This window comes from Actinomyces oris (assembly GCF_001937665.1).
GTDB lineage: Bacteria > Actinomycetota > Actinomycetes > Actinomycetales > Actinomycetaceae > Actinomyces > Actinomyces stomatis.
Map to the genome: position 1 here is coordinate 71,270 of NZ_MSKL01000019.1, position 22,467 is coordinate 93,736.

Genomic DNA, 22,467 nt, shown 5'->3' on the forward strand with positions numbered 1-22,467 from the left:
TGTCATGTTGATTGAAGATCGTGCGTATTCTGTGCCCGTGAGTCCGGACCATCAGCATGCCAGCGGCGAGATCGACATCGCCTCTCTTCATGCTCAGGACTCCACCGGCCTGCTGGATCGCATCGACCGCGCCATCGTCTGGGACATCCCCCTGACGACGCCGTTTCGCGGCATCACCCGTCGCGACGGCGTCCTGCTCCACGGCCCCGGCGGGTGGGGCGAGGTCGCGCCGTTCTGGGATTACGGCTCGGAGGCCAGTGCTCCCTGGCTCGCCTCCGGGCTGTCCCAGGCCCTGGGCAACTCCTTCCTTCCCCGCTACCGCGAGACCATCTCCGTCAACGTGACTGTTCCCGAGGTCGGCGCCGAGGATGCTGTCGAGCTGGTGCGAGCCTCCGGCGCCAGGACCGCCAAGGTCAAGGTCAGCGGCAGCAGCGACAAGCGCTCGGCGGACCTGGAGCGGCTCGAAGCGGTCCGCTCGGCCCTCGGGCGTTCAGGGAAGGTGCGCATCGACGTCAACGGCGCCTGGGACCTGGACACCGCCCGCGAGAACCTGACCCTCATGGACCGGGCCGCCGGAGGGCTGGAGTACGCCGAACAGCCCTGTGCCACCGTCTACGACCTGGCCGACCTGCGCCGCGCCGTCGACGTGCCCATCGCCGCGGACGAGTCGATCCGGCTGTCGGCCAACCCCCTGGAGATCGTCCACCGGCGCGCCGCCGACGTCGCCATTCTCAAGGTGGCCCCGCTGGGCGGAGTGCACCGAGCCCTGGACATGGCCGAGCGCCTCGGGCTGCCCGCGGTCGTCTCCTCCGCTTTGGACACCTCCGTGGGCATCATGACCGGTGCCACCCTCGCCTTCAGCCTGCCGTCCCTCAGCCACGCCTGCGGCCTGGGGACCGTGCGCCTGCTGACCCAGGACGTCGCCGAGCCCAGCGTTCTTCCCAGCAACGGGACCCTGCGTCTCGACGCCGCCGCCCCCGTCTCCGAGCGCCTCCTGAACGAGGTCAAGGCGGGGCCCTACCTCACCAGGCACTGGCAGACGCGCCTGCTGCACCTGGCCGGTGCCCTTCACGCCCGCCGCCAGCGCGAGGCCCGCGACCCGAGCCGGGCCGTGGCCGGACTGCCGCTGTAACCCCTGCGCGAACCGTGCGGTGGGCTCACCGCACTGTCCGTACTGTGACCAATCGCAGCGCGGCGCAGACGGCACGCTCTCGTATCCTCGCCCCTGTGACCGACTCTCCGGAGCACCCGCAGCTCCCGCCCGCCATGGCCGACGCCCGCAGTCTCGTGGCGGCCCTCCTGGCCGAGGGCGTGCACGAGGTCGTCCTGTGCCCGGGATCGCGCAGCGCCCCGCTGGCGGACGCCCTGGCGGACGCCGCCGACGCCGGGCGCGTACGTCTGCGCGTCGTCCTGGACGAGCGCAGCGCCGGCTTCATCGCCCTGGGGGCCGCCCGCGCCCACGCCCTGAGCGGGCGCAGCCGCTGCGCCGCCGTCGTGACCACCTCGGGGACGGCCGTCTCCAACCTCCACCCGGCCGTAAGCGAGGCCGACGCCGCTGGCATCCCCCTGCTCGTCATCAGCGCCGACCGGCCCCACGAGCTGGTCGGCACCGGCGCCAGCCAGACCACCGAGCAGACCGGGCTCTTCGCACCGGCCCTGCGCCTGGGCGTCGACCTGCCCGCCGACTTGACCGCCGACCTCGGGGGCTGCGCAGCCAACGCCGCCGTCACCGGGCAGGTGCGCCGCGCCGTCGTCGCGGCCACCGGCGCCCTCAGCCGGGATCCCGGACCGGCTCAGATCAACGCCCGCTTCCGTCCGCCCCTGACGGCGGAGGGAGCGGCGCCGGCCGCCCCGGCGCTGCCCGCCCCATCGGTAGCCACGGCTGCCCGGACAGCGGTGCAGGATCGCGCCCTGGCTACCGACGATTGCCGGCGGGCCGACCACGGCTCCTCATCGGAGCGGAGGGGGCGGGGACTCATCGTCGCCGGCGACACCGCCCACCCGGCCGTCGGTGCCCTGGCCGGGTCTCTGGCCGAGCACCTCGGCTGGCCGCTCCTGGCCGAACCCACCTCCCAGGCCCGCGGCGGCCCCCAGGCCCTGACCCGCTACGCCGAGCTGCTGGGCACCCAAGCGGGCCGCGCGCTCGCGGAGCAGGCCGAGCACGTCCTCGTCCTGGGCCACCCCAGCCTCAGCCGCTCCGTCACCGCGCTCCTGGGGCGCGAGGACCTCGATATCACCGTTCTGACCGAACGGGCCCGGTGGGCCGACGTCCCCGGGCAGGCCCGACGGATCCTCCCCGTCGACGGCCCCGATCACGAGGTCATCGACGACGTCGCCCTCCGATCAGCCCGGTTGGTCGCCTCCCTCGGCCTGCAGCGGGCAGACACGACCTGGAACGAATCCTGGCACCAAGCCGTGGCGGATCTTCCCGATCCGGGCCGCTCCAGCAGCGCCGACACCCTGGCCCAGGCCGTGTGGGAGGCGAGCCTGGCCCCCGGCGCCCCCACCCTCCTGCTGGGCTCCTCCATGACGGTGCGGCGTCTCGACCGACTCGCCCGCCCCGGTGCCACCGTCCCGAAAGCAGTTGCGAACCGAGGCCTGGCCGGAATCGACGGCACCATTGCCACTGGCATCGGACTGTGGACGGCCTCGGGCGGACCGGTGCGTGCCGTGATGGGAGACCTCGCCTTCCTCCACGACGCCATGTCCTTGAGTCGGGGAGTGCGTGAGGAGGAGGCCGACCTGCAGGTGATCGTCGTCGACGACGGCGGGGGCGCGATCTTCTCCCACCTCGAGTACTCCCGCACCACGTCACTTGGCCGGTTCGAACGACTTTTCACCGCCCCCCAGTGTGCGAATATTGCTGCACTGGCCACCGCCCTGGGGGCTCGTGTCCATGTCCCAGATGATGTCGCGGCCCTCCAGAGGATCCTGGCCGAGCCGGTCGACGGTCTGAGCGTCGTCGTCTGGGAGACCACGAGGCACGGTCCTCACACCCTGACAACATGAACGACGATAGAGATGGACGGCAGCCAGCGGGATAGGACTCGCGGGAGAGGGCTTCGGGTTCCCCGAACCCACTGCCGCACTCTCAGCCCGCTGCAATACAACGGTTACACGATCCACAGTGCAGCCTCAGGGAATCATCGGAAACGGCACAGAGCCCTGGTGTTGTCTACCCGTGGATCTGGAGAGGGCGAGACGCCCGAGGAGGAGCACAGATGAGCGGATACGACGAGGCGAACCCGGAGGCCCACCGGCCCGACGAGCCTGGAGCGGCGGCGGACGACAGTCACTCCGGTGTCGACTCCCGGTCCGCCGGCAGCCAGGACAGCCCGGCTGCGGCGGTCTCCGGCAGCGAGGCCCCGAGTGCGACCGAGAATCAGGTCGGCTACGAGGATCTCTCACAGGCCTACGCCGCCGACGCCTCCTATCCTGAGACGCTCGTGCCTCACAACGCAGGCGAGCAGCGCTGGGACGACACCCGGCAGCTTCCTGCCGAGCCGCCCACCTCGCAGCTGCCCGCCGACCAGTCCGCGTCGGTCTACGCTCAGTCCTCCCAGGGGCAGTACCAGCCCCAGCAGTCCTATCAGCAGTTCCATCAGCAGGGCCAGTACCCCGCCCCCCAGGAGCAGCAGGCGGCGCCGACCAGCTATTCATCCACCCAGCAGCCTTACCAGGCGCAGCAGGCGCACTTCGGCTCGCCCTACACGAGCGCCCCGACGACACCCGGCGGCTACGCGCAGGCCGGCGCCCCCGGCGGGGAGTCCTTCTACGCGACATCGAAGGCCGCAGGCAGTGAGACCGGTGCCGAGAGGCGCCGGGGGCCGGGCTGGATCGCCCTGATCGCCTCCGCGGTGGTCGCCTCCCTGCTGGGCGCTGGTGGCGCTGTGAGCGCGGTCAGGTACATGGACACTCACGGTGGGGACGTTTCATCGAGTTCCTCAACGGCACCCACCGCGATCGCCACCGGGAGCACGACCCAGACCGTTAACAGCGCCGGCCAGGCCCCCGACTGGGAGGCTGTCTCGGCCGCCGTGTCCAACGCCGTCGTCTCCATCGCCATAACCACCGGCAACGGCAAGGCCCTGGGGTCCGGAGTCATCTTCGACAAGGAGGGGCACATCATCACGAACAACCACGTGGTGGCGGGTGCCTCGCAGATCCTGGTGACGCTGGCCGATGGCCGCGTCTACGAGGCCGAGCCCACCGGGACCGACCCCGCCACCGACCTGGCCGTCATCCAGCTCAAGGACGCCCCCGACAACCTCACCGTCGCCCAGCTCGGCGACTCCGACAAGCTGGCCACCGGTCAGGACGTCATGGCGATCGGTAACCCGCTGGGCCTGTCCTCGACCGTCACCACCGGCATCATCTCGGCCCTCGACCGTCCTGTCGTCAACTCCCAGAGTGAGGACGGCTCAGGAGGAGGCTCCCCGTCCTCGGCGGTCTACACCAACGCCATCCAGATTGACGCCGCCATCAACCCCGGCAACTCCGGTGGGCCCCTCTTCGACGAGAACGGACGGGTCATCGGGATCACCAGCTCCATCGCCACCATGGGGAGCTCCAGCGGTGGTGAGGGGGGCTCGGGGAGCATCGGCATCGGCTTCGCCATTCCCGTCAAGCTGGCCGACAAGGTCGCCAAGCAGCTCATCGAGTCGGGGGCGGCGACCCACGCCTACCTGGGCGTCAACCTGCAGACCGGTTCTGCCAAGGTCGATGGTGAGACGCGCGGCGGTGCCAAGATCATCTCGGTCGAAGGCGGTTCTCCGGCCGACAAGGCCGGCTTGAAGAGGGACGACGTCGTCATCGCCATCGATGGCAAGACCACCTCCCAGGGCTCGGCACTGACCGGTTACGTACGCCAGTACTCCGCCAACGACAAGGTCAAGCTCACAGTCATCCGCGACTCCAAGAAGCAGGACATCGACGTGACCCTGGTCGAGCGCAAGGACTCCTGACGCGCTACCCGCTCAGAGGCGTCTCAGAGAGGCACGCCCAGGGCGCTCAGCATGGGGCGCATCTTGGCGGTCGTCTCCGCCAGCTCGTCGACCGGCTCGGAGTCCGGCATGATGCCGCCGCCCCCGAACACTCTCGCGGGGGACTGCGGTCCGGGACCTTCCGCGGGCAGCTGGGCACTGCGCAGCGCGATGCACCACTCGCCCTCACCGTGCCAGTCGACCCAGCCCACGGGTCCGGCATAACGCCCCCGGTCCATGGACTCGGCCTCCTCGATGAGGCGTGCGGCCGCCTGTGTCGGTGTCCCGCACACGGCCGCCGTCGGGTGCAGTGCGTCCACCAGGGCCAGCGCCCCGGTGTCCCCGGCGACGACTCCGGTGACGTCACTGGCCAGGTGCAGCACGTTTGGAAGCGTCAGGACGAAGCGGGCCGGGGCCTCCACCACCGAGCACAACGGCTCCAGCGCCGTGATCGCCGAGTCCCGGGCCAGCTCGTGCTCCCGGTTGTTCTTCTCCGAGCCCTCCAGCCAGGACGCCAGGCGCGCCGTCGCCAGGGTGTCCTCGCCGGCGTGCCGGCGGGCCGTGCCGGCCAGCACCCTGCTGATGAGGCGCCGATCACGTAGACGCAGCAGCAGCTCAGGGCTGGCCCCCACCATCTGGTCGACGGCGAAGATCCAGGTGGAGGGGTAGTCGCGGGCCAGGCGCCGCAGCACCGTGCCGGTGGCCAGCGGCGTCTCCGGGCGGGCCAGCACATCGCGGGCCAGGACCACCTTGCGGACCCGCCCCGCACGCATCTGCTCCTGCGTGCCGGACACCGCCTCGCACCACTGCCCCTCGCTGAGTGCCCCGGTCTCAACGGCGGCAGTGCCGCCGGAGTCCCCGCCGTCGCCGGCTTGCTCCCGGTCGATCGCTGCGCGCGCCTGGGCCACCATCGCCTTGAGGAGCGCCTCGGGATCCGGGTGCTCCGGCTCCGCCCCGTTGGCAGCCTCAGGTACCGCGGTCGTCAGCCAGGCGCCGGAGTCGTCAAGCCCGACGAGCACCTCGGGGACAACGAGGACCGAGGAGTGCTCGGAGGCGGGGGAGAAGGTGATCGTTCCCAGGGCCACCGGTCCGGTTCCCGGGCGGACCAGTGCATCACGCCACCAGGCCGCGCCGACGACGGCCCGCCACGCGGCCCGCAGCGCCTCGATGCGCCCCGCCCCGTGGGCCTCGATCACCAGGACACGGCCCAGCCCGATGAGTCCGCGTCCCTCATGGACCCAGGAGCTGACATCCTCCCGGCACCCCAGCAGGTCGATGAGGGTGAGCCCCTCCAGGGCGCCGTCGGGCAGCTCATGGGTGCGGAAGGACAGGCGCGGCGGCGCGACCCGGCAGCGCTCGGCCCTCACGACGTCGGCCCCGGGGCGGTGCTCGGACCGATTCTCACTGATCGCCCTGAGCGCGCACGGGCCGAGTGGCCCGGTGGACCGCGACGATCCCGCCGGAGAGGTTCTTGTATCCCACGCCCCGCCAGCCGGCCTCGTGCATGAGACCGGCCAGCTCCCTCTGGTCCGGCCAGGCCAGGATCGACTCGCCCAGGTAGTCATAGGCCTCGGTGTTCGATGAGACCAGACGGGCGGCGGCCGGCAGGGCGCTGCCCAGGTAGAAGCGGTACAGGTGACGGAAGGCGGGCCGGCTCGGGGTGGAGAACTCCGCAATGACAATCCGCCCGCCCGGAACCGTCACCCGGCGCATCTCCGACAGTGCCCGTGCCGTGTCCTGCACGTTGCGCAGCCCGTAGGAGATGGTGACGACGTCGAAGCTCTCATCGGCGAAGGGCAGCGCCGTGGCGTCCCCGGCCACGAAGGCGATCTCGGGGTGGCGGCGCTTGCCCTCGGCCACCATGCCGGTGGAGAAGTCGCAGGCCACGACCTCGGCGCCGTCGGCGGCGTACTCCACCGAGGAGGTGCCGGTCCCGGCGGCCAGGTCCAGGACGCGCGTTCCCGGCCTCGCGGCGACGGCCGCGCGCGTCACCCGGCGCCACATGTGCACCTGGAACAGGCTCATCACGTCGTTGGACAGGTCGTAGCGGCGCGCGACGGCGTCGAACATCCCGGCGACCTCGCGAGGGTCCTTGGCGAGGCTGGCTCGAAGGGGGGAACGGCTCATGGGGGTCATCATCGCAAATCCCGGCTGCGGTATCGCCGTCAGGCGTGCCGGGGGCCGTTGCTGACCGACCTCCGACCGCCCCGGTGTCGCTCTAGGACACAGGTCCCGTCCGACAGTGTTGAAATTCGTTACTCACTTGCAGCGTAATTCTGGGGCGCCGCAGTCTTTCGTTGAGGTGGGGACTTCCCTGAAGATTGCCGTCACGGCAACGAAAACCCCTGTTCGCCACCTCCGTCGGCGGCCTCGTCATGGAGGCGCCCGTCGCCTGGGTACAGTCGGCACAGGCTCCGCCGAGTGCGGGGCCTGCATTACGGTGCCAACTGTGATGCCTACGACAACGCCCGCTGTACCAGAAGTGCCGAGGAGGGAAGCCCGAGTGACTCAGGCAGCCGCCCAGCCCAGCGCCTCCACCACCGCCGACGTCATCGTCGTCGGGGCCGGCCCGGCTGGATCCTCGGCGGCCTACCACATGGCCACTCTCGGTCTCGATGTCATCCTCCTGGAGAAGCAGGAGCTCGGCCGTGACAAGGTCTGTGGGGACGGCCTGACCCCCTCGGCCGTGCGTGAGCTGGTCTCCATGGGGGTGGACACCTCCGGCTGGCAGCGCAACCGCGGCCTGCGCGTCATCGGCGGCGGGCACCTCCTCCACTTCCCCTGGCCGGAGCAGGCATCCTTCCCCTCCTACGGGATGGCCCGCCCCCGCGCCCTGCTCGACCGCGACCTGGCCGAGCACGCCGCCGCGGCCGGCGCCCGCCTGCTCACCGGTGTCACCGTCACCGGACCCGTCACCTCGCCCACCGGCCGCGTCACCGGTGTCGAGGCCCGCCCCACCAACCGGGTCGCCTACCCCGGCATCGAGGGGCCCACCACCTTCACCGCCCCGCTGGTCGTCGACGCCGGAGGGGTCTCGGCCCGCCTGGCCACCGCCGTCGGGCGCACCAAGAACGAGCGCCGCCCCATGGGCGTGGCCGTACGCGCCTACTTCCGCTCCCCACGCGCCAAGGACGCCTGGATGGAGTCCCGCCTCGAGCTGTGGGACGGCACCCCGGGCAAGTCCGACCTCCTGCCCGGCTACGGATGGATCTGGTCCGTGGGGGAGGGGCTGGTCAACGTCGGGCTCGGCTCGGTCTCCTCACGCGCCCAGGCCACGTCCATCGACTACCGCGCGGTGTTCAACCGCTGGATGGACAACGTTCCGGCCTCCTGGGGCTTCACCCAGGAGAACCAGGTCGGCGGCCTGGTCAGCGCCGCCCTGCCCATGGCCTTCAACCGCAAGCCTCACTACGCCGACGGCCTCATGCTGCTGGGTGATGCCGGAGGCATGGTCTCGCCCTTCAACGGCGAGGGCATCGCCCAGGCCCTCATGTCCGGCCGCCTGGCCGCCCAGGCCGCCGCCCAAGCCGGTGCCCGCACGACCACCTCGGGCCGCGAGCAGGTCCTGGCCCAGTATCCCAAGGCCCTCAGCTCCGAGATGGGCGGCTACTACACGCTCGGCCGTGTCTTCGTCGCCCTCATCGAGCACCCCGAGGTCATGCGCCTGTGCACCCGCTACGGGCTGCCGCGCAAGCGCCTCATGAAGCTCGTCACCAAGCTCCTGTCCGATGGCTGGGAGCGCCGCGGCGGCGACGGAATCGACCACTTCATCCAGCTCCTGACAAGGATGGTGCCGGAAGCATGAACCCCTACGCCTCCCTGCTCATCATGGCCGCGCTGGCCCTCCTGGTGGCCGTCGGCGGTCTGGCCATGAGCGCCATCATCAGCCCCGCCCGGCGCAACCGGGTCAAGGTCGCCAACTACGAGTGCGGCATCGACCCCACCCCCGCCAACACCGAGCACGGGCGCTTCCCCGTCTCCTTCTACCTGGTGGGCATGACCTTCATCATCTTCGACGTCGAGGTGGTCTTCCTCTACCCCTGGGCCACGGCCTTCGGCCGCCTGGGGTTCTTCGGGTTGGGGGCGGCCGTTCTGTTCATCGGCCTCATCACCGTGCCCTACATCCTCGAGTGGCGTCGCGGCGGACTGGACTGGGACTGAGCCGGCTCTGACCGGCGAGGACCCAGCCCGACGATCTCAAGGAGTACACAGCAGTGAAGAGCATGAAAAAGCACAACGCCTACATGGCGTCCATCCCCTCCAAGCGCAATGACCCTTACGCCGCCGCTGCCGCCGAGGTGGACAGCCCGGGCTTCCTGCTGACCACCGTCGAGAAGCTCGCGGGCCTGGCCCAGGCCCGCTCCATGTGGCCCGTCACCATGGGCCTGGCCTGCTGCGCCATCGAGATGATGGCCGCCGGCACCCCCCGCTTCGACATGGCCCGCTTCGGCTGGGAGGTCTTCCGCGCCTCCCCGCGCCACGCCGACGTCATGATCGTCTCGGGCCGCGTCTCCCACAAGATGGCCCCGATCGTGCGCAATGTCTACGACTCCATGCCCGAGCCCAAGTGGGTCATCTCCATGGGGGCCTGCGCCTCATCGGGAGGCATCTTCAACAACTACGCCGTCGTCCAGGGCTGCGACCACATCGTCCCGGTGGACATCTACCTGCCCGGCTGCCCGCCGCGCCCCGAGATGCTCCTCAACGCCATGCTCGAGCTCACCCGCCAGATCGAGAAGAAGCCGCTGTTCAAGCACCGCGAGGAGATCGCCCGCGCCGTCGAGGCCGCCGCCCTGTCGGCCACCCCCACCCATGAGATGAAGGGCCTTCTGGCATGAGTGAGAAGAACGCTCCGGGACACGACTCGGGCTCCGACGCCGTGTCCGAGATCCCCGAGGTCTCGGCGGTCCCCGACGTCCCCGAGGTCGCCGGCACCCCCGTGCGCCCCGAGCTGCGCCTGGAGGTCATCGCCGCCCCCACCGGCCAGTTCGGCGCCTCCGACGCTGGCGACACCACCGGCTACGGCGAGCACCGCAGCGTCGTCACCCTCGCCCCCGCCGCCGTGCGCCCCTACGGCGGCTGGTTCGACGGCGTCGTCGACGCCCTGATCGAGGACCTTCAGGAGGCCGGCATCGACCCGGCCGCCGCCATCGAGAAGGTCGTCATCGAGCACGACGAGCTCACCCTGTTCATCGCCCGAGAGCACCTGCTCGACGTCGCCCGCCCCCTGCGCGACGACCAGGACCTGCGCTTCGAGCTGTGCCTGGGTGTCAGCGGCGTCCACTACCCCGAGCTGACCGGGCGCGAGCTGCACGCCTGCATCGAGTTCATGAGCCTGACCCACGGCGGGCGCCAGCTGCGCCTTCAGGTCACCTGCCCCGAGACCGACCCGCACGTTCCCTCCCTCGTCTCGCTCTACCCCGGGAACGACTGGCACGAGCGTGAGACCTGGGACCTCATGGGCATCGTCTTCGACGGCCACCCCCACCTGACCCGCACCGCCATGCCCGACGACTGGGTGGGCCACCCCCAGCGCAAGGACTACCCGCTGGGCGGCATCCCCGTCGAGTACAAGGGCGCCCAGACGCCGCCCGCCGACACCCGGAGGTCCTACCGCTGATGAGCACCACAAGCACCTTCCGCGCCTCCGGCCCCGCCACGGACGAGCTGTCCGCCGGCGCCGAGCAGTTCACCGTCAGCGGTGGGGACTGGGACGACGTCGTCGCCCAGATCGCCGAGCGTGACGAGGCCGACCGCCTGCGCAACGACCGGATCGTCCTCAACATGGGCCCGGTCCACCCCTCCACCCACGGCGTGCTGCGCCTGGTCCTGGAGGCCGACGGTGAGGTCGTCACTGAGGTCCGTGTCGGAACCGGCTACCTGCACACCGGTATCGAGAAGAACATGGAGTACCGCACCTGGGTGCAGGGCGAGACCTTCGTGACCCGCATGGACTACGTGGCCCCCTTCTTCCAGGAGGTCGGCTACGCGCTCGCCGTTGAGAAGCTCCTGGGCATCACCGACGACATCCCCGAGAAGGCCTCCGTCACCCGCGTGCTGCTCATGGAGCTCAACCGCATCGCCTCCCACGTCGTGGCCGTGGGCACCGGGGGCAACGAGATGGGCGGCACCACGCTCATGACCATCGCCTTCCGCTGCCGCGAGAACATCCTCAAGGCCTTCGAGATGGTCTCCGGGCTGCGCATGAACCACGCCTACATCCGCCCCGGGGGGCTGGCCCAGGACATCCCCGAGGGCTTCACCGAGTTCGTGCGCTCGGTCATGCCGGACATGAAGAAAGACATCCACGAGCTCGAGCTGCTGCTCCTGGAGAACCCGATCCTCAAGTCCCGCTTCATCGGCGTGGGGGAGATCAGCCTCGCCGGTGGGCTCGCCCTGGGCCTGACCGGGCCGTGCCTGCGCGCGGCCGGCTACCCGCTGGACCTGCGGCGCTCCAAGCCCTATTGCGGCTACGAGACCTACGACTTCCGGGTCCCCACCTACAGGGTCTCCGACTGCTACAACCGCCTGCGCATCCGCCTGGACGAGGCCTACGAGTCCCTCAAGATCGTCTCCCAGTGCCTGGACCGCCTCGACGAGATCTCCGCCCGCGGCGACGACCCGTCCAACACCACGATGGTGGCCGACCCGACCATCGCCTGGCCCGCCCGCATGTCCATCGCCACTGACGGCCAGGGTCAGTCCCTGGAGCACGTGCGCGAGATCATGGGCAGCTCCATGGAGTCCCTCATCCACCACTTCAAGCTGGTGACCCAGGGCTTCAGGGTCCCTGCCGGGCAGGTCTACCAGACCGTCGAGCACGCCAAGGGGATCCTGGGCGTCCACGCCGTCTCCGACGGCGGTACCCGCCCCTACCGGGTCCACTTCCGCGACCCCTCCTTCTCCAACCTGCAGTCGCTGGCCATGATGGGGGAGGGCGGCATGATCGCCGACCTCGTGCCCACCCTGGCCTCCATCGACCCCGTCCTGGGAGGCGTGGACCGCTGATGAGCACCACCGAGAACGCAGTCAACCCAGCCGTCGAGACCATCGCGACCGTCAGCGCGGTCGGCCCGGTGAGCACCGTCGCGGCCGCCGCCGTCGCCGCCGGCTACAGCGCCGAGGTCGCCCAGGGCCTCCAGGACGACATCGAGCGGATCATCGCCCGCTACCCGGAGGGCAAGGAGCGCAGCGCCCTCATCCCGATGCTCCACCTCATCCAGTCCGTGGACGGCTACGTCTCGCCGGCCGGCATCGCGCTGTGCGCCGCCCGGCTCGGCCTGGAGCGGGCCGAGGTCAGCGCCGTGGCCACCTTCTACAGCCAGTTCCGCCGCCACCCGGTCGGCACCTATCACGTGGGCGTGTGCACCAACGCCCTGTGCGCCGTCATGGGCGGGGACGAGATCTGGTCGGCGGTCACCGAGCACACCGGTCTGGGCGCCGAGGAGACCAGCGAGGACGGCACCATCAGCCTCGAGCGCGTCGAGTGCAACGCCGCCTGCGACTACGCCCCCGTCGTCATGGTCAACTGGGAGTTCTTCGACAACCAGACCCCCGACTCCGCCGTCGCCATGATCAAGGCCCTCGAGCGTGGCGAGGACATCGCTCCCACCCGCGGCCCCGAGACCGTCCCCACCTTCCGCGAGAACGAGCGCCTGCTGGCCGGCTTCGAGGACGGCCGCACCGACGAGGGGCGCGGCCCCGGTGAGCCGACCCTGCGCGGCCTGCGCATCGCCCGCGAGCAGGGCTGGACCGCGCCGAAGGAGGAGACCAAGTGAGCGACACCGCCACCTACACCGCGCCGGGAACCCTCACCCCGGTCCTGAGCGACCTGTGGGACCAGGAGCGCTCCTGGACCCTGCAGGCCTACCTCGACCACGGCGGCTATGAGGGCCTGAAGAGGGCCAAGACCCTCAGCAGCGAGGACCTCATCACCCTCATCAAGGACTCCGGCCTGCGCGGCCGCGGCGGCGCCGGCTTCCCCACCGGCCTGAAGTGGTCCTTCCTGCCCCCGGTCGACGGCGGCCCGCGATACCTCGTGGTCAACGCCGACGAGTCCGAGCCGGGCACCTGCAAGGACATCCCCACGATCATGTCCAACCCGCAGGCACTCATCGAGGGCATCGCCATCACCTCGCGCGCCATCGGCGGCGACCACGCCTTCGTCTACCTGCGCGGCGAGGTCCCCCACGTCTACCGCCGTCTGCTCAGCGCCGTGCGCGAGGCCACCGAGTCCGGCCTGCTGGACACCGGCTTCGGGCTCGACGGCCAGCAGCGGCTGCGCATCACCGCCCACGCCGGCGCCGGCGCCTACATCTGCGGTGAGGAGACCGCCCTGCTGGACTCCCTGGAGGGCCGCCGCGGCCACCCCCGCCTCAAGCCGCCCTTCCCCGCCGTCGCCGGCCTCTACGCCCGTCCCACAGTGGTCAACAATGTCGAGACCATCGCCTCGGTCCCGGCGATCCTGGCCCGTGGCGCCCAGTGGTACTCCACCATGGGCACTGAGAAGTCCAAGGGACACGGCATCTTCTCCGTCTCCGGCCACGTGGCCCACCCCGGCCAGTACGAGGCCCCCTTCGGCATCACCATGCGCGAGCTCATCGAGCTCTCCGGCGGCATCCGCCCCGGCCACGAGCTGAAGTTCTGGGTGCCGGGAGGCTCCTCGACTCCGATCTTCGGGCCCGACGAGCTCGACGTCCCCCTGGACTACGAGTCCGTGGCCGAGGCCGGCTCCATGCTGGGGACCCGCGCCCTGCAGGTCTTCGACGAGACCGTCTCCGTGGTGCGCGTGGTCACCCGGTGGACCGAGTTCTACCAGCACGAGTCCTGCGGCAAGTGCACCCCCTGCCGCGAGGGCACCTACTGGATGCGCCAGATCATGCTGCGGCTGGAGGCCGGGCGCGGGCTGCCCGGCGACGTCGAGAAGCTCGAGTCCATCGCCTCCAACATCGCCGGACGCTCCTTCTGCGCCCTGGGCGACGCCTCCGCCACCCCGGTCCTGACCGGCATCAAGCGGTTCCGCGAGGAGTTCGAGGCCGGCTACACCGCCGCCGCCGGTGAGCTCTTCCCCTACGCCGCCTCCTCCGTCTTCGAAAGCGCACGGTGAGCCATGACTGCTGAGACGACCACCAAGAGCTCCGCACCCGCGGCGCCGCCGGCCCCCGAGATGGTCCACATGACCATCGACGGCCTCCCCGTCGAGGTCGAGAAGGGGACCCTCCTCATCCGTGCCGCCGAGCAGGTCGGCGTGCGCATCCCGCGCTTCTGCGACCACCCGCTGCTCGCGCCGTCGGCCAACTGCCGCCAGTGCCTGGTGGAGGTGGCCATGCCGGGGCGCGACGGCGTCGTGCGGCCCATGCCCAAGCCTCAGCCCTCCTGCGCCATGACCGCCATGGAGGGCATGGAGATCTCCACCCAGGCCACCAGCGAGGTCGCCGCCAAGGCCCAGGCCGGCACCATGGAGTTCCTCCTCATCAACCACCCGCTGGACTGCCCGGTGTGCGACAAGGGCGGTGAGTGCCCCCTGCAGAACCAGGCCCTGGAGCTCATGGCCTCCGGCGCCCAGTCCGCCACCCGCTTCACCGACGTCAAGCGCACCTTCCCCAAGCCGCTGCGCCTGACCAGCAACATCCTGCTGGACCGTGACCGCTGCATCCTGTGCCAGCGCTGCGTGCGCTTCGCCGACCAGATCCCCGGTGACCCCTTCATCGCCCTCCAGGGCCGCGGCGGCGGGCACCCCTCCTTCGACATGGACGGCGACCCCGAGCACGCCGGGGGCCTGTACTCCGAGCAGATCGGGCGCTTCGACGCCCGCGTCCTGGACTTCCACACCGAGCCGACCCAGCAGCCGCTCGACGCCGACCTCCAGACGATCCGCGGCGTGCCCTCCCTGACCGCCCTGGGCGACCTGACCGGTCCCGGCGGTGAGCCCGGCGCCTCCGACGGCACCGACTACGGCCCCGACCTGGCCACCGGCCGCGAGGACCTGGACGCCTCCGGGCGCCCCTTCGCCTCCTACTTCTCGGGCAACATCATCCAGATCTGCCCCGTGGGCGCCCTGACCTCCGCGAAGTACCGCTTCCGGGCCCGCCCCATGGACCTGGTCTCCACCGACTCCGTCACCGAGCACGACGCCTCCGGCTCCGCCATCCGCGTCGACATGCGCCGCGGCGTCGTCCTGCGCCACCTCGCCGGCAACGACCCCGAGGTCAACGAGGAGTGGATCACCGACAAGGACCGCTTCGCCTTCACCTGGTCCTCCCAGCCCGACCGCCTCACCGTGCCACTCGTGCGCGACGAGGAGACCGGCGAGCTCGTCACCACCTCCTGGTCCGACGCCCTGGACGTGGCCGCCCAGGGACTGGCCCGCGCCGCCTCCGACGGGGGAGTGGGGCTCCTGCCCGGCGGCCGCCTCACCCTGGAGGACGCCTGGGCCTGGTCCCGCTTCGCCCGCACCGTCCTGGGCACCAACGACATCGATCAGCGCGTGCGCGCCCACAGCCAGGAGGAGGACACCTTCCTAGCCGCCCGGGTGGCCGGCACCGGACTGGGCGCCGTCACCTACCGCCACCTGGAGAAGGCCGGACAGGTCCTGCTCCTGGGCCTGGAGCCCGAGGACGAGTGCGGCTCCCTGTTCCTGCGCCTGCGCAAGGGGGTGCGCGCCGGAGGCGTCAAGGTGGCCACCGTGACCACCTGCCTGAGCGCCGGCAGCCGCAAGCTCTCCGCCCAGGCCATCCTCACCCCGCCCGGTGAGGAGGCCCGCGTCGTCGCCCACCTCAGCCAGACCCACCCCGACCTCGTCGAGGCCCTGCGGGCCGACGGCGCCACCATCCTCATCGGTGAGCGCGCCGCCCGCGTTCCCGGCCTGCTGAGCGTCGCCGACGCCCTGGCCACCGCCACCGGCGCCCACCTGGCCTGGGTCCCGCGCCGCAGCGGCGAGCGCGGTGGCATCGAGGCGGGCCTGCTGCCCGGCCTCCTGCCCGGCGGTCGCCCCGTGGCCGACTCCGAGGCCCGTGCCCAGGTCGAGCGGGCCTGGAACCTGGGTCCCGAGCACCCTCTGCCCGCCTCACCGGGCCGCGATGCCACCGGCATCCTCTCGGCCCTCCTGGAGGGGAGCCTCGGCGGCACCGTCGTCGGCGGTGTCGATCTGCGCGACTTCCCCGACCCGGGCCTGGCCCGCGCGGCCCTCGCCGCCAGTGGCTTCACCGTCCAGCTCGAGGTGCGCCGCAGCGAGGTCAGCGAGCACGCCGACGTCGTCCTGCCCGTCGCCCCGGCCGTGGAGAAGAACGGCACCTTCGTCAACTGGGAGGGGCGTGTGCGCCCCTTCGGTCAGGCCCATGTCTCACGCGCCCGCACCGACCGCCAGGTCCTGGGCATGCTCGCCGACGAGATGGGAGTCGACCTCCAGGTCGACGACCTGGTCGTCCTGCACGAGCAGCTCGCCGACCTGGGCCTGTGGCGCGGGAAGCGCACGCCGGTCGCCTTCGGGCCCGCCCCAGTGGTCTGCGCCGGTGCCCCCGTCCCCGCCGACGGCGTGGAGGCGCGCCTGACCACTCACAAGCCCATGCTCGACGCCGGACGCCTCCAGGACGGCGAGCCCTTCCTGGCGGCCACCGCCCTGCGCCCCATCGCCCGGGTGGGCGCCGACCTCGCCCAGCGCCTGTCGCTGGCAGCCGGCCAGGAGGTGACCGTGGCGACCGCCACCGGATCGATCACCCTGCCGGCCGTCGTCGGCGGAGTCAGCGACGGCACCGTGTGGCTGCCCGAGTGCTCGGCCGGATCCACCGTCCACCAGACCCTGGGTGCCGGGCACGGCTCCCAGGTCACCCTGACCCACGCAGCGGAGGTACTGAGGTGAACCCGATCCACGCGGCTCAGGCCGCCGCCGACGACGCCATCTCCAACGGAGGCGTGACCGCCGACTTCTCCGCCGAGACCTGGTGGCTGACCCTCATCAAGGCCGGCTTCATCGTCGCCTTCCTCATCGTCAGCGTCATGATGGCGCTGTGGGTGGAGCGACGCGGCCTGGCCCGTATGCAGACCCGTCTGGGCCCCAACGTCAACGGCCCCCTGGGCCTGCTCCAGGCGGTCGCCGACGCCGGCAAGCTCATCATGAAGGAGGACTTCTGGCTCAAGGGGGCCGAGAAGGTCATCTACCTCCTGGCGCCGCTCATCGCCGCCTTCAGCGCCTTCATGGTCTACGCGGTCATCCCCTTCGGGCCGCAGGTGAGCATCTTCGGCCACTCCACGCCCCTGCAGCTGACCGACTTCCCGGTGGCGGTCCTCTACATCCTGGCCATCACCGCCTTCGGCGTCTACGGGATCATCCTGGGCGGCTGGTCCACGCACTCCACCTACCCGCTCTTCGGCGCCGTGCGCAGCGCCGCTCAGGTCATCTCCTACGAGCTGAGCATGAGCCTGTCCATCCTCACGGTCTTCCTGGCCTCGGGGACCATGTCCACCTCCGGGATCGTCAGCGCCCAGCAGCGCATCTGGTGGGCCGTGGCGATGGTGCCCAGCTTCATCATCTACGTCATCTCCATGGTCGGTGAGGTCAACCGCCTCCCCTTCGACCTTCCCGAGGCCGAGGGCGAGCTCGTCGCCGGCCACATGGTCGAGTACTCCTCGATGAAGTTCGCCTGGTACTTCCTGGCCGAGTACATCAACATGTTCAACGTCTCGGCCGTGTGCGTTACCCTGTTCCTGGGCGGCTGGCGCTCGGCGATCCTCGGCCTGTTCTGGGAGGGCGCCAACTCCGGTTGGTGGCCGATGCTGTGGTTCGTCGCCAAGGTCTGGGCCGTCATGTTCTTCATGATCTGGACCCGTGGAACCCTGGTGCGCATCCGCTACGACCACTTCATGAAGCTGGGCTGGAAGGTTCTCATCCCGATCTCCCTGGTCTGGTTCGTGCTGGTGGCAGTGGTGCGCGCCTTCCGCACCTTCTCGGGCGCCTCCGTGCAGGCACTGCTGCTGCCGATGGCCGGTGTCTTCTGCGTCATCATGTTCATCCTCTTCCTCATGCCCGACAAGGAGGAAGAGGAGGAGCTCTACGACGAGTACGACGACGAGGACGCCGACGACGACGTCGAGATCCTGAGCGCCGACGACGATCACGTCGCCTTCCTCGAGGGCTTCCCCGTCCCGCCGCCTCCGGGCAAGTCCCTGCCCCCCTCACCGCGTGCCCGTCGCGCCGCCCTGGCGGCGGAGGCGGCCACCGCGGCCGATGACTCCGAGACCGGGGCGGTCACCGCCGTCGGTCTGCTGGAGGACGTCGACCTCGAGGACGACGACGCGGCCGGCTCCGCGGACTCCGCCGCATCCGCCGAGTCCCCCGACTCGGTCGGCACGGACGCGGCCACCGCCCTGCCCACCTTCACCCTTGACCTCAAGGCCGACTCGGCCGGTGGCAAGGACACAGACACGGCCGCTGAGGCACCCCAGGAGGGAAAAGATGACTGATCGCCCCCACCGTTCCCGGGGCTCGCAGCACGACAAGTGGCTGCGCGACGCTCCCTCCGCCCTGGCCCGGGCCTTCGCGCCCGTGGCCGGCTACGGGGTCACCATCTCCTCGATGTTCCGTCCCGTGGTCACCGAGCAGTACCCCTTCGAGCCGCCCCAGGTGATGCCCCGCTACCACGGGCGCCATCAGCTCAACCGCTACGACGACGGCCTGGAGAAGTGCATCGGCTGCGAGCTGTGCGCCTGGGCCTGCCCCGCCGACGCGATCTACGTCGAGGCCGCCTCCAACGAACCCGGCGCCCAGTACTCGCCCGGCGAGCGCTATGGGCGCGTCTACCAGATCAACTACCTGCGCTGCATCTTCTGCGGCATGTGCATCGAGGCCTGCCCCACCCGGGCCCTGACCATGTCCACCGACTTCGATGAGCTCGTCGGCCCCGGCCGCGAGGGTCTCATCTACGAGAAGGAGGACCTGCTGGCCCCCGTGCCCGAGGGCGCCGTGGCCGCGCCCCACCCCATGGTCGAGGGCACCGAGGACGGCGACTACTACCGCGGGCGGGTCGTCGGCTCCACCCAGGCCCAGATCGACTGGGTGCGGGCCCACCGGCCCGACGACCCCAGTCTGGACGATGCCCGCGCCAAGGCCGTCCCCACCGCCTCCGGTCGGGGTAGCCGTCAGACTGCGAAGGGAGCCCTGCGATGAGCGCCCTCCTGATGACCGGAGCCTCCGCCGCCGTCCCCACCGCCCTGACTCAGGACGGTCACCTGGGGCTGGGCGAGGCCATCGTGTTCGGCGTCGTCGCCCTGGTCACCGTGGCCTGCGGCATCGGCGTCCTGACCGCCAAGCGCGCCGTGAACGCCGCCATCAACATGATCGGCATCATGGTCTCGCTGGCCGTCCTCTACATCGTCAACGAGTCGCCCTTCATGGGCATCACCCAGGTCGTGGTCTACACCGGCGCCGTCATGACCCTCGTCCTGTTCGTCATCATGCTCGTGGGCGTCGGCGGCGACGAGCCGGTGGGAGCCGCCGGTACCGTCATGAGGCGCCCGGTCCTCATCCTGCTGGGACTGGGGCTGGCCGGCGCCCTGACCGCCGTCGTGTGGCGCTCCACCCTGCCGACGCCGGTCGGCCTCAAGGACGGCGCCAAGGCCGCGCCCGACCTGCTGGCCGTCACGCTCTACCACGACCACGTCGTCACCATGGAGCTGACCGCCATCCTGCTCATCGTCGCCGCCGTCGGCGCCCTGACCCTCACCCACCGTCAGCGCATCCGGGCTCGGCTCAGCCAGCGCGGGGTGGCCGCCGGCAAGATGCAGGACTACGCCACCAAGAGCGCCCACCCGGGCCAGAAGCCGATGCCCGGCGTCTACGCCTCCACCAACTCCGCCGCCGCCCCGGCCCTGGACGCGCAGGGCGAGGCCGTGGAGGAGTCCGTGCCCAGGGTCCTGCGGGCCCGCGGACAGGGCCTGGAGCTGTCCGACGTCTCCCCGGAGATGGGTCTGGCCCAGCGCTCGGGGACGATCGTCTCCCGCCTGGACGGCGCCCCGGAGGCCGGTGCAACCGGCGGCTCCCGGGCCGCCCGCCGCTCCGGGATGCCCGCCATGCCCGGCGCCGCCGCCCCCGCCGTCAAGCAGCCCGTCCTCAGCGATGACGGGGCAGCCGACTCGGCCGCCCCGGAGCAGAAGGAGGAGAAGTGAGTCTCCCCATCACCGTCTACCTCGTCCTGGCCGGGGTGCTGTTCACCCTGGGGGCGCTCACGGTGCTGCTGCGCCGCAACGCCATCATCGAGCTCATGGGAGTTGAGCTCATGCTCAACTCCGTCAACCTCGTCCTGGTGACCTTCTCCCGGATCCACGGCAACCTCACCGGTCAGGTCTTCGCCTTCTTCGTCATGGTGGTGGCCGCCGCCGAGGTCGTGGTGGGTCTGAGCATCGTCGTTTCCATCTTCCGCACCCGCAGGTCCACGTCGGTCGACGACGAGAACCTGCTCAAGAACTGAGGGGAGAGACCACCGACATGCTTCCCGCTCCTGTCACCGCCGTTGTGACGCCCCTGACCGAGGCCACCGGCCCGGCCTCCTGGGCCTGGCTGCTCATCGCCGTCCCCGCGGCCTCCGCCGCCTTCCTGCTGCTGGCCGGCCGCCGCTCCAACGCCTGGGGCCACTGGCTGGGTCTGGCCGCCTCCTTCGCCGCCGCCTGCCTCGGTGTGGGCATCCTCGTGCAGGTCCTGGGCCTGCCCGCCGAGGAACGCGTCATCGGCCTGCCCCTCTACCACTGGTTCTCCGCCGGGAACCTGAACATCGACGTCGGCCTGCGCCTGGACCCGCTGTCGCTGACCTTCGTCACCCTGGTCACCTGCGTCGGCTTCCTCATCCACCTGTACTCGGTGGCCTACATGGCCCACGACCGCGACCGGCGCCGTTTCTTCGCCTATCTCAACCTCTTCATCGCCGCGATGCTCACCCTGGTCCTGGGCGACTCCTACATCGTGCTCTTCGTCGGCTGGGAGGGCGTGGGCCTGGCCTCCTACCTGCTCATCGGCTTCTGGAACACCGCCGACGCCGATGCGCCCCAGGGCGAGCAGGCCACCAGTCGCGAGAACGCCGCCGCCGCCAAGAAGGCCTTCGTCATGAACCGTGTGGGCGACGTCGGTCTCCTGCTGGCCATGATGACGATCGTCGGCCAGATCGGCTCGGTCTCCTTCGACGACGTCTCCGCCGCCGCCCTCGACGGCTCGGTGACCACGGGCTGGCTCACCGCCATCGGCTTCTTCCTGCTCCTGGCGGCCTGCGGCAAGTCCGCCCAGTTCCCCCTCCAGGCCTGGCTGGGTGACGCCATGGCCGGCCCCACACCGGTCTCCGCCCTCATCCACGCAGCCACCATGGTCACCGCCGGCGTCTACCTCATGGTCCGCTCCGCCGCCGTCTTCGAGGGAGCCCCGAGCGCCCAGACGGCCGTGGCCGTCGTCGGCGCCATCACCCTGCTGCTGGGGGCCGTCATCGGAAGCGCCAAGGACGACATGAAGAAGGTCCTGGCCGCCTCCACCATGAGCCAGATCGGCTACATGATGCTGGGGGCCGGTCTCGGCCCGATCGGCTACGCCTTCGCCATCTTCCACCTGCTCACCCACGGCTTCTTCAAGGCCCAGCTCTTCCTGGGGGCCGGCTCGGTCATGCACGCCATGGGCGACCAGGTCAACATGCGCCGCTTCGGCGGCCTGCGCGGCGCCATGGCGATCACCTGGGTCACCATGGGCATCGGTTGGCTCGCCATCCTGGGGGTGCCGCCCTTCTCCGGCTTCTGGTCCAAGGACCGCCTCATCGAGGCCGCCTTCATCGGCGAGGGCGCCAAGCCCTGGATCCTGGGAACCATCGCCCTGTTGGGCGCGGGCCTGACCGCCTTCTACATGTCCCGCCTGTTCTTCATGATCTTCCACGGCAAGCAGCGCTGGACCACCAAAGACGACCTGGAGGGCGAGGTCCATCCCCACGAGTCCGGCTGGCTCATGACGCTGCCCCTGATCGTCCTGTCCGTGTTCTCCGCGGGCCTGGGCGGGCTGCTGACCTACAACAACATGTTCGTCACCTGGCTGGAGCCGGTCACCGGTCACGCCGAGCACGGTGAGCCGGTCCTGCCGGCCACCGTCATCATGGGCGCCACCCTCGCCCTGGTTGTGGTCGGGGTTGTCGTGGCCTGGTGGATGTACGTGCGCCGCACGGTGCCCGTCGTCCTGCAGCCCACCAACCCCCTGGTGGAGGCCGCCCGCAAGGACATGTACCAGGACGCCGTCAACGAGGCCCTGGCCATGCGCACCGGTCAGGGGCTGGTCCTGGCCACCGACGCCGTCGAGCGCTACGTCGTCGACGGCGCCATCGAGGGTGCCGCCGCGGGCACCGGCGCCCTGGGGCGCCTGACCCGCCGCACCGAGTCCGGGTACGTGCGCTCCTACGCCGGCTACATGCTGGCCGGAACGGTCCTCGTACTCATCGCCGTCCTGGCCGCCAGGTTCTGAGAGGACACGTCA

Annotated in this window: 18 protein-coding genes; 16 read left to right on the forward strand and 2 right to left on the reverse strand. The window is 70.7% G+C overall.

What is annotated here, in order from left to right; all coding sequences use genetic code 11:
- Positions 1-4: 4 nt before the first annotated feature.
- The 3 genes from BKH28_RS07820 (at position 5) to BKH28_RS07830 (ending at position 4,964) form a co-directional block, all read left to right on the forward strand.
- Positions 5-1,132: an o-succinylbenzoate synthase gene (locus tag BKH28_RS07820; RefSeq protein WP_075418266.1), complete on the forward strand. Its 1,128-nt coding sequence runs from the start codon at positions 5-7 to the stop codon at positions 1,130-1,132.
- Positions 1,133-1,266: 134 nt separating this feature from the next.
- A complete protein-coding gene (gene menD, locus BKH28_RS07825) occupies positions 1,267-3,009 on the forward strand; it encodes a 2-succinyl-5-enolpyruvyl-6-hydroxy-3-cyclohexene-1-carboxylic-acid synthase (RefSeq protein ID WP_075418267.1) in 1,743 nt (580 codons plus the stop codon).
- A 212-nt stretch (positions 3,010-3,221) separates the two neighbouring features.
- Positions 3,222-4,964 carry a trypsin-like peptidase domain-containing protein gene (locus tag BKH28_RS07830; RefSeq protein ID WP_075418268.1) on the forward strand — a complete coding sequence of 581 codons (1,743 nt, stop codon included), beginning with the start codon at positions 3,222-3,224 and terminating at the stop codon, positions 4,962-4,964.
- 23 nt (positions 4,965-4,987) lie between these two features.
- Here the strand turns inward: BKH28_RS07830 and BKH28_RS07835 are convergent, their stop codons facing one another.
- Both BKH28_RS07835 and BKH28_RS07840 read right to left on the reverse strand, forming a co-directional pair.
- Positions 4,988-6,349 (reverse strand): isochorismate synthase, encoded by a 1,362-nt coding sequence (locus tag BKH28_RS07835; RefSeq protein WP_075418269.1) that lies wholly within the window; start codon positions 6,347-6,349, stop codon positions 4,988-4,990.
- Positions 6,350-6,383: 34 nt separating this feature from the next.
- Entirely contained in the window at positions 6,384-7,109 is a 726-nt protein-coding gene (locus BKH28_RS07840; RefSeq protein WP_075418270.1) for a demethylmenaquinone methyltransferase, read from the reverse strand.
- A gap of 376 nt (positions 7,110-7,485) precedes the next feature.
- Here BKH28_RS07840 and BKH28_RS07845 point away from each other — a divergent pair, with 376 nt between their 5' ends.
- The 13 genes from BKH28_RS07845 to nuoL all read left to right on the forward strand — a co-directional run bounded on the left by BKH28_RS07845 (position 7,486) and on the right by nuoL (position 22,455).
- Complete coding sequence (locus BKH28_RS07845; protein WP_075418271.1) at positions 7,486-8,787, forward strand: geranylgeranyl reductase family protein; 1,302 nt, start codon at positions 7,486-7,488, stop codon at positions 8,785-8,787.
- Positions 8,784-9,143: an NADH-quinone oxidoreductase subunit A gene (gene ndhC, locus BKH28_RS07850; protein WP_003787163.1), complete on the forward strand. Its 360-nt coding sequence runs from the start codon at positions 8,784-8,786 to the stop codon at positions 9,141-9,143. Before BKH28_RS07845 ends, ndhC begins: the two co-directional genes overlap by 4 nt.
- 62 nt (positions 9,144-9,205) lie before the next feature.
- Positions 9,206-9,820, forward strand: coding sequence for an NADH-quinone oxidoreductase subunit B (locus BKH28_RS07855; RefSeq protein ID WP_175284728.1), 615 nt, complete (start codon positions 9,206-9,208; stop codon positions 9,818-9,820).
- Positions 9,817-10,602: an NADH-quinone oxidoreductase subunit C gene (locus BKH28_RS07860; protein WP_075418272.1), complete on the forward strand. Its 786-nt coding sequence runs from the start codon at positions 9,817-9,819 to the stop codon at positions 10,600-10,602. The genes BKH28_RS07855 and BKH28_RS07860 overlap by 4 nt, the downstream gene beginning before the upstream one ends.
- Positions 10,602-11,990 carry an NADH-quinone oxidoreductase subunit D gene (locus tag BKH28_RS07865; protein WP_075418273.1) on the forward strand — a complete coding sequence of 463 codons (1,389 nt, stop codon included), beginning with the start codon at positions 10,602-10,604 and terminating at the stop codon, positions 11,988-11,990. Before BKH28_RS07860 ends, BKH28_RS07865 begins: the two co-directional genes overlap by 1 nt.
- Positions 11,990-12,760 (forward strand): NADH-quinone oxidoreductase subunit NuoE, encoded by a 771-nt coding sequence (nuoE, locus tag BKH28_RS07870; RefSeq protein ID WP_075418274.1) that lies wholly within the window; start codon positions 11,990-11,992, stop codon positions 12,758-12,760. The genes BKH28_RS07865 and nuoE overlap by 1 nt, the downstream gene beginning before the upstream one ends.
- The gene (gene nuoF, locus BKH28_RS07875) at positions 12,757-14,088 is read left to right on the forward strand and encodes an NADH-quinone oxidoreductase subunit NuoF (protein ID WP_075418275.1); all 1,332 of its coding nucleotides are present in this window, start codon (positions 12,757-12,759) and stop codon (positions 14,086-14,088) included. The genes nuoE and nuoF overlap by 4 nt, the downstream gene beginning before the upstream one ends.
- A gap of 3 nt (positions 14,089-14,091) precedes the next feature.
- A complete protein-coding gene (locus BKH28_RS07880; protein WP_075418276.1) occupies positions 14,092-16,839 on the forward strand; it encodes an NADH-quinone oxidoreductase subunit G in 2,748 nt (915 codons plus the stop codon).
- Complete coding sequence (nuoH, locus tag BKH28_RS07885; RefSeq protein ID WP_075418277.1) at positions 16,836-18,440, forward strand: NADH-quinone oxidoreductase subunit NuoH; 1,605 nt, start codon at positions 16,836-16,838, stop codon at positions 18,438-18,440. The genes BKH28_RS07880 and nuoH overlap by 4 nt, the downstream gene beginning before the upstream one ends.
- Positions 18,433-19,143, forward strand: coding sequence for an NADH-quinone oxidoreductase subunit NuoI (nuoI, locus tag BKH28_RS07890; protein ID WP_075418278.1), 711 nt, complete (start codon positions 18,433-18,435; stop codon positions 19,141-19,143). The genes nuoH and nuoI overlap by 8 nt, the downstream gene beginning before the upstream one ends.
- The gene (locus BKH28_RS07895) at positions 19,140-20,141 is read left to right on the forward strand and encodes an NADH-quinone oxidoreductase subunit J (protein ID WP_075418279.1); all 1,002 of its coding nucleotides are present in this window, start codon (positions 19,140-19,142) and stop codon (positions 20,139-20,141) included. The genes nuoI and BKH28_RS07895 overlap by 4 nt, the downstream gene beginning before the upstream one ends.
- Positions 20,138-20,443, forward strand: a complete 306-nt coding sequence (gene nuoK, locus BKH28_RS07900) for an NADH-quinone oxidoreductase subunit NuoK (RefSeq protein WP_075418280.1) — start codon at positions 20,138-20,140, stop codon at positions 20,441-20,443. Before BKH28_RS07895 ends, nuoK begins: the two co-directional genes overlap by 4 nt.
- A 17-nt stretch (positions 20,444-20,460) precedes the next feature.
- The gene (nuoL, locus tag BKH28_RS07905) at positions 20,461-22,455 is read left to right on the forward strand and encodes an NADH-quinone oxidoreductase subunit L (RefSeq protein WP_075418281.1); all 1,995 of its coding nucleotides are present in this window, start codon (positions 20,461-20,463) and stop codon (positions 22,453-22,455) included.
- The last annotated feature ends 12 nt before the right edge of the window (positions 22,456-22,467 follow it).

Excerpts from the sequence above, each read along its gene's own strand:
- BKH28_RS07820 (WP_075418266.1), top strand. The coding sequence starts at position 5 with ATGTTGATTGAAGATCGTGCGTATTCTGTGCCCGTGAGTCCGGACCAT.
- menD (WP_075418267.1), top strand. The coding sequence starts at position 1,267 with ATGGCCGACGCCCGCAGTCTCGTGGCGGCCCTCCTGGCCGAGGGCGTG.
- BKH28_RS07830 (WP_075418268.1), top strand. The coding sequence starts at position 3,222 with ATGAGCGGATACGACGAGGCGAACCCGGAGGCCCACCGGCCCGACGAG.
- BKH28_RS07840 (WP_075418270.1), bottom strand. The coding sequence starts at position 7,109 with ATGAGCCGTTCCCCCCTTCGAGCCAGCCTCGCCAAGGACCCTCGCGAG.
- ndhC (WP_003787163.1), top strand. The coding sequence starts at position 8,784 with ATGAACCCCTACGCCTCCCTGCTCATCATGGCCGCGCTGGCCCTCCTG.
- BKH28_RS07855 (WP_175284728.1), top strand. The coding sequence starts at position 9,206 with ATGAAAAAGCACAACGCCTACATGGCGTCCATCCCCTCCAAGCGCAAT.
- BKH28_RS07860 (WP_075418272.1), top strand. The coding sequence starts at position 9,817 with ATGAGTGAGAAGAACGCTCCGGGACACGACTCGGGCTCCGACGCCGTG.
- BKH28_RS07865 (WP_075418273.1), top strand. The coding sequence starts at position 10,602 with ATGAGCACCACAAGCACCTTCCGCGCCTCCGGCCCCGCCACGGACGAG.
- nuoE (WP_075418274.1), top strand. The coding sequence starts at position 11,990 with ATGAGCACCACCGAGAACGCAGTCAACCCAGCCGTCGAGACCATCGCG.
- BKH28_RS07880 (WP_075418276.1), top strand. The coding sequence starts at position 14,092 with ATGACTGCTGAGACGACCACCAAGAGCTCCGCACCCGCGGCGCCGCCG.
- nuoI (WP_075418278.1), top strand. The coding sequence starts at position 18,433 with ATGACTGATCGCCCCCACCGTTCCCGGGGCTCGCAGCACGACAAGTGG.
- BKH28_RS07895 (WP_075418279.1), top strand. The coding sequence starts at position 19,140 with ATGAGCGCCCTCCTGATGACCGGAGCCTCCGCCGCCGTCCCCACCGCC.
- nuoL (WP_075418281.1), top strand. The coding sequence starts at position 20,461 with ATGCTTCCCGCTCCTGTCACCGCCGTTGTGACGCCCCTGACCGAGGCC.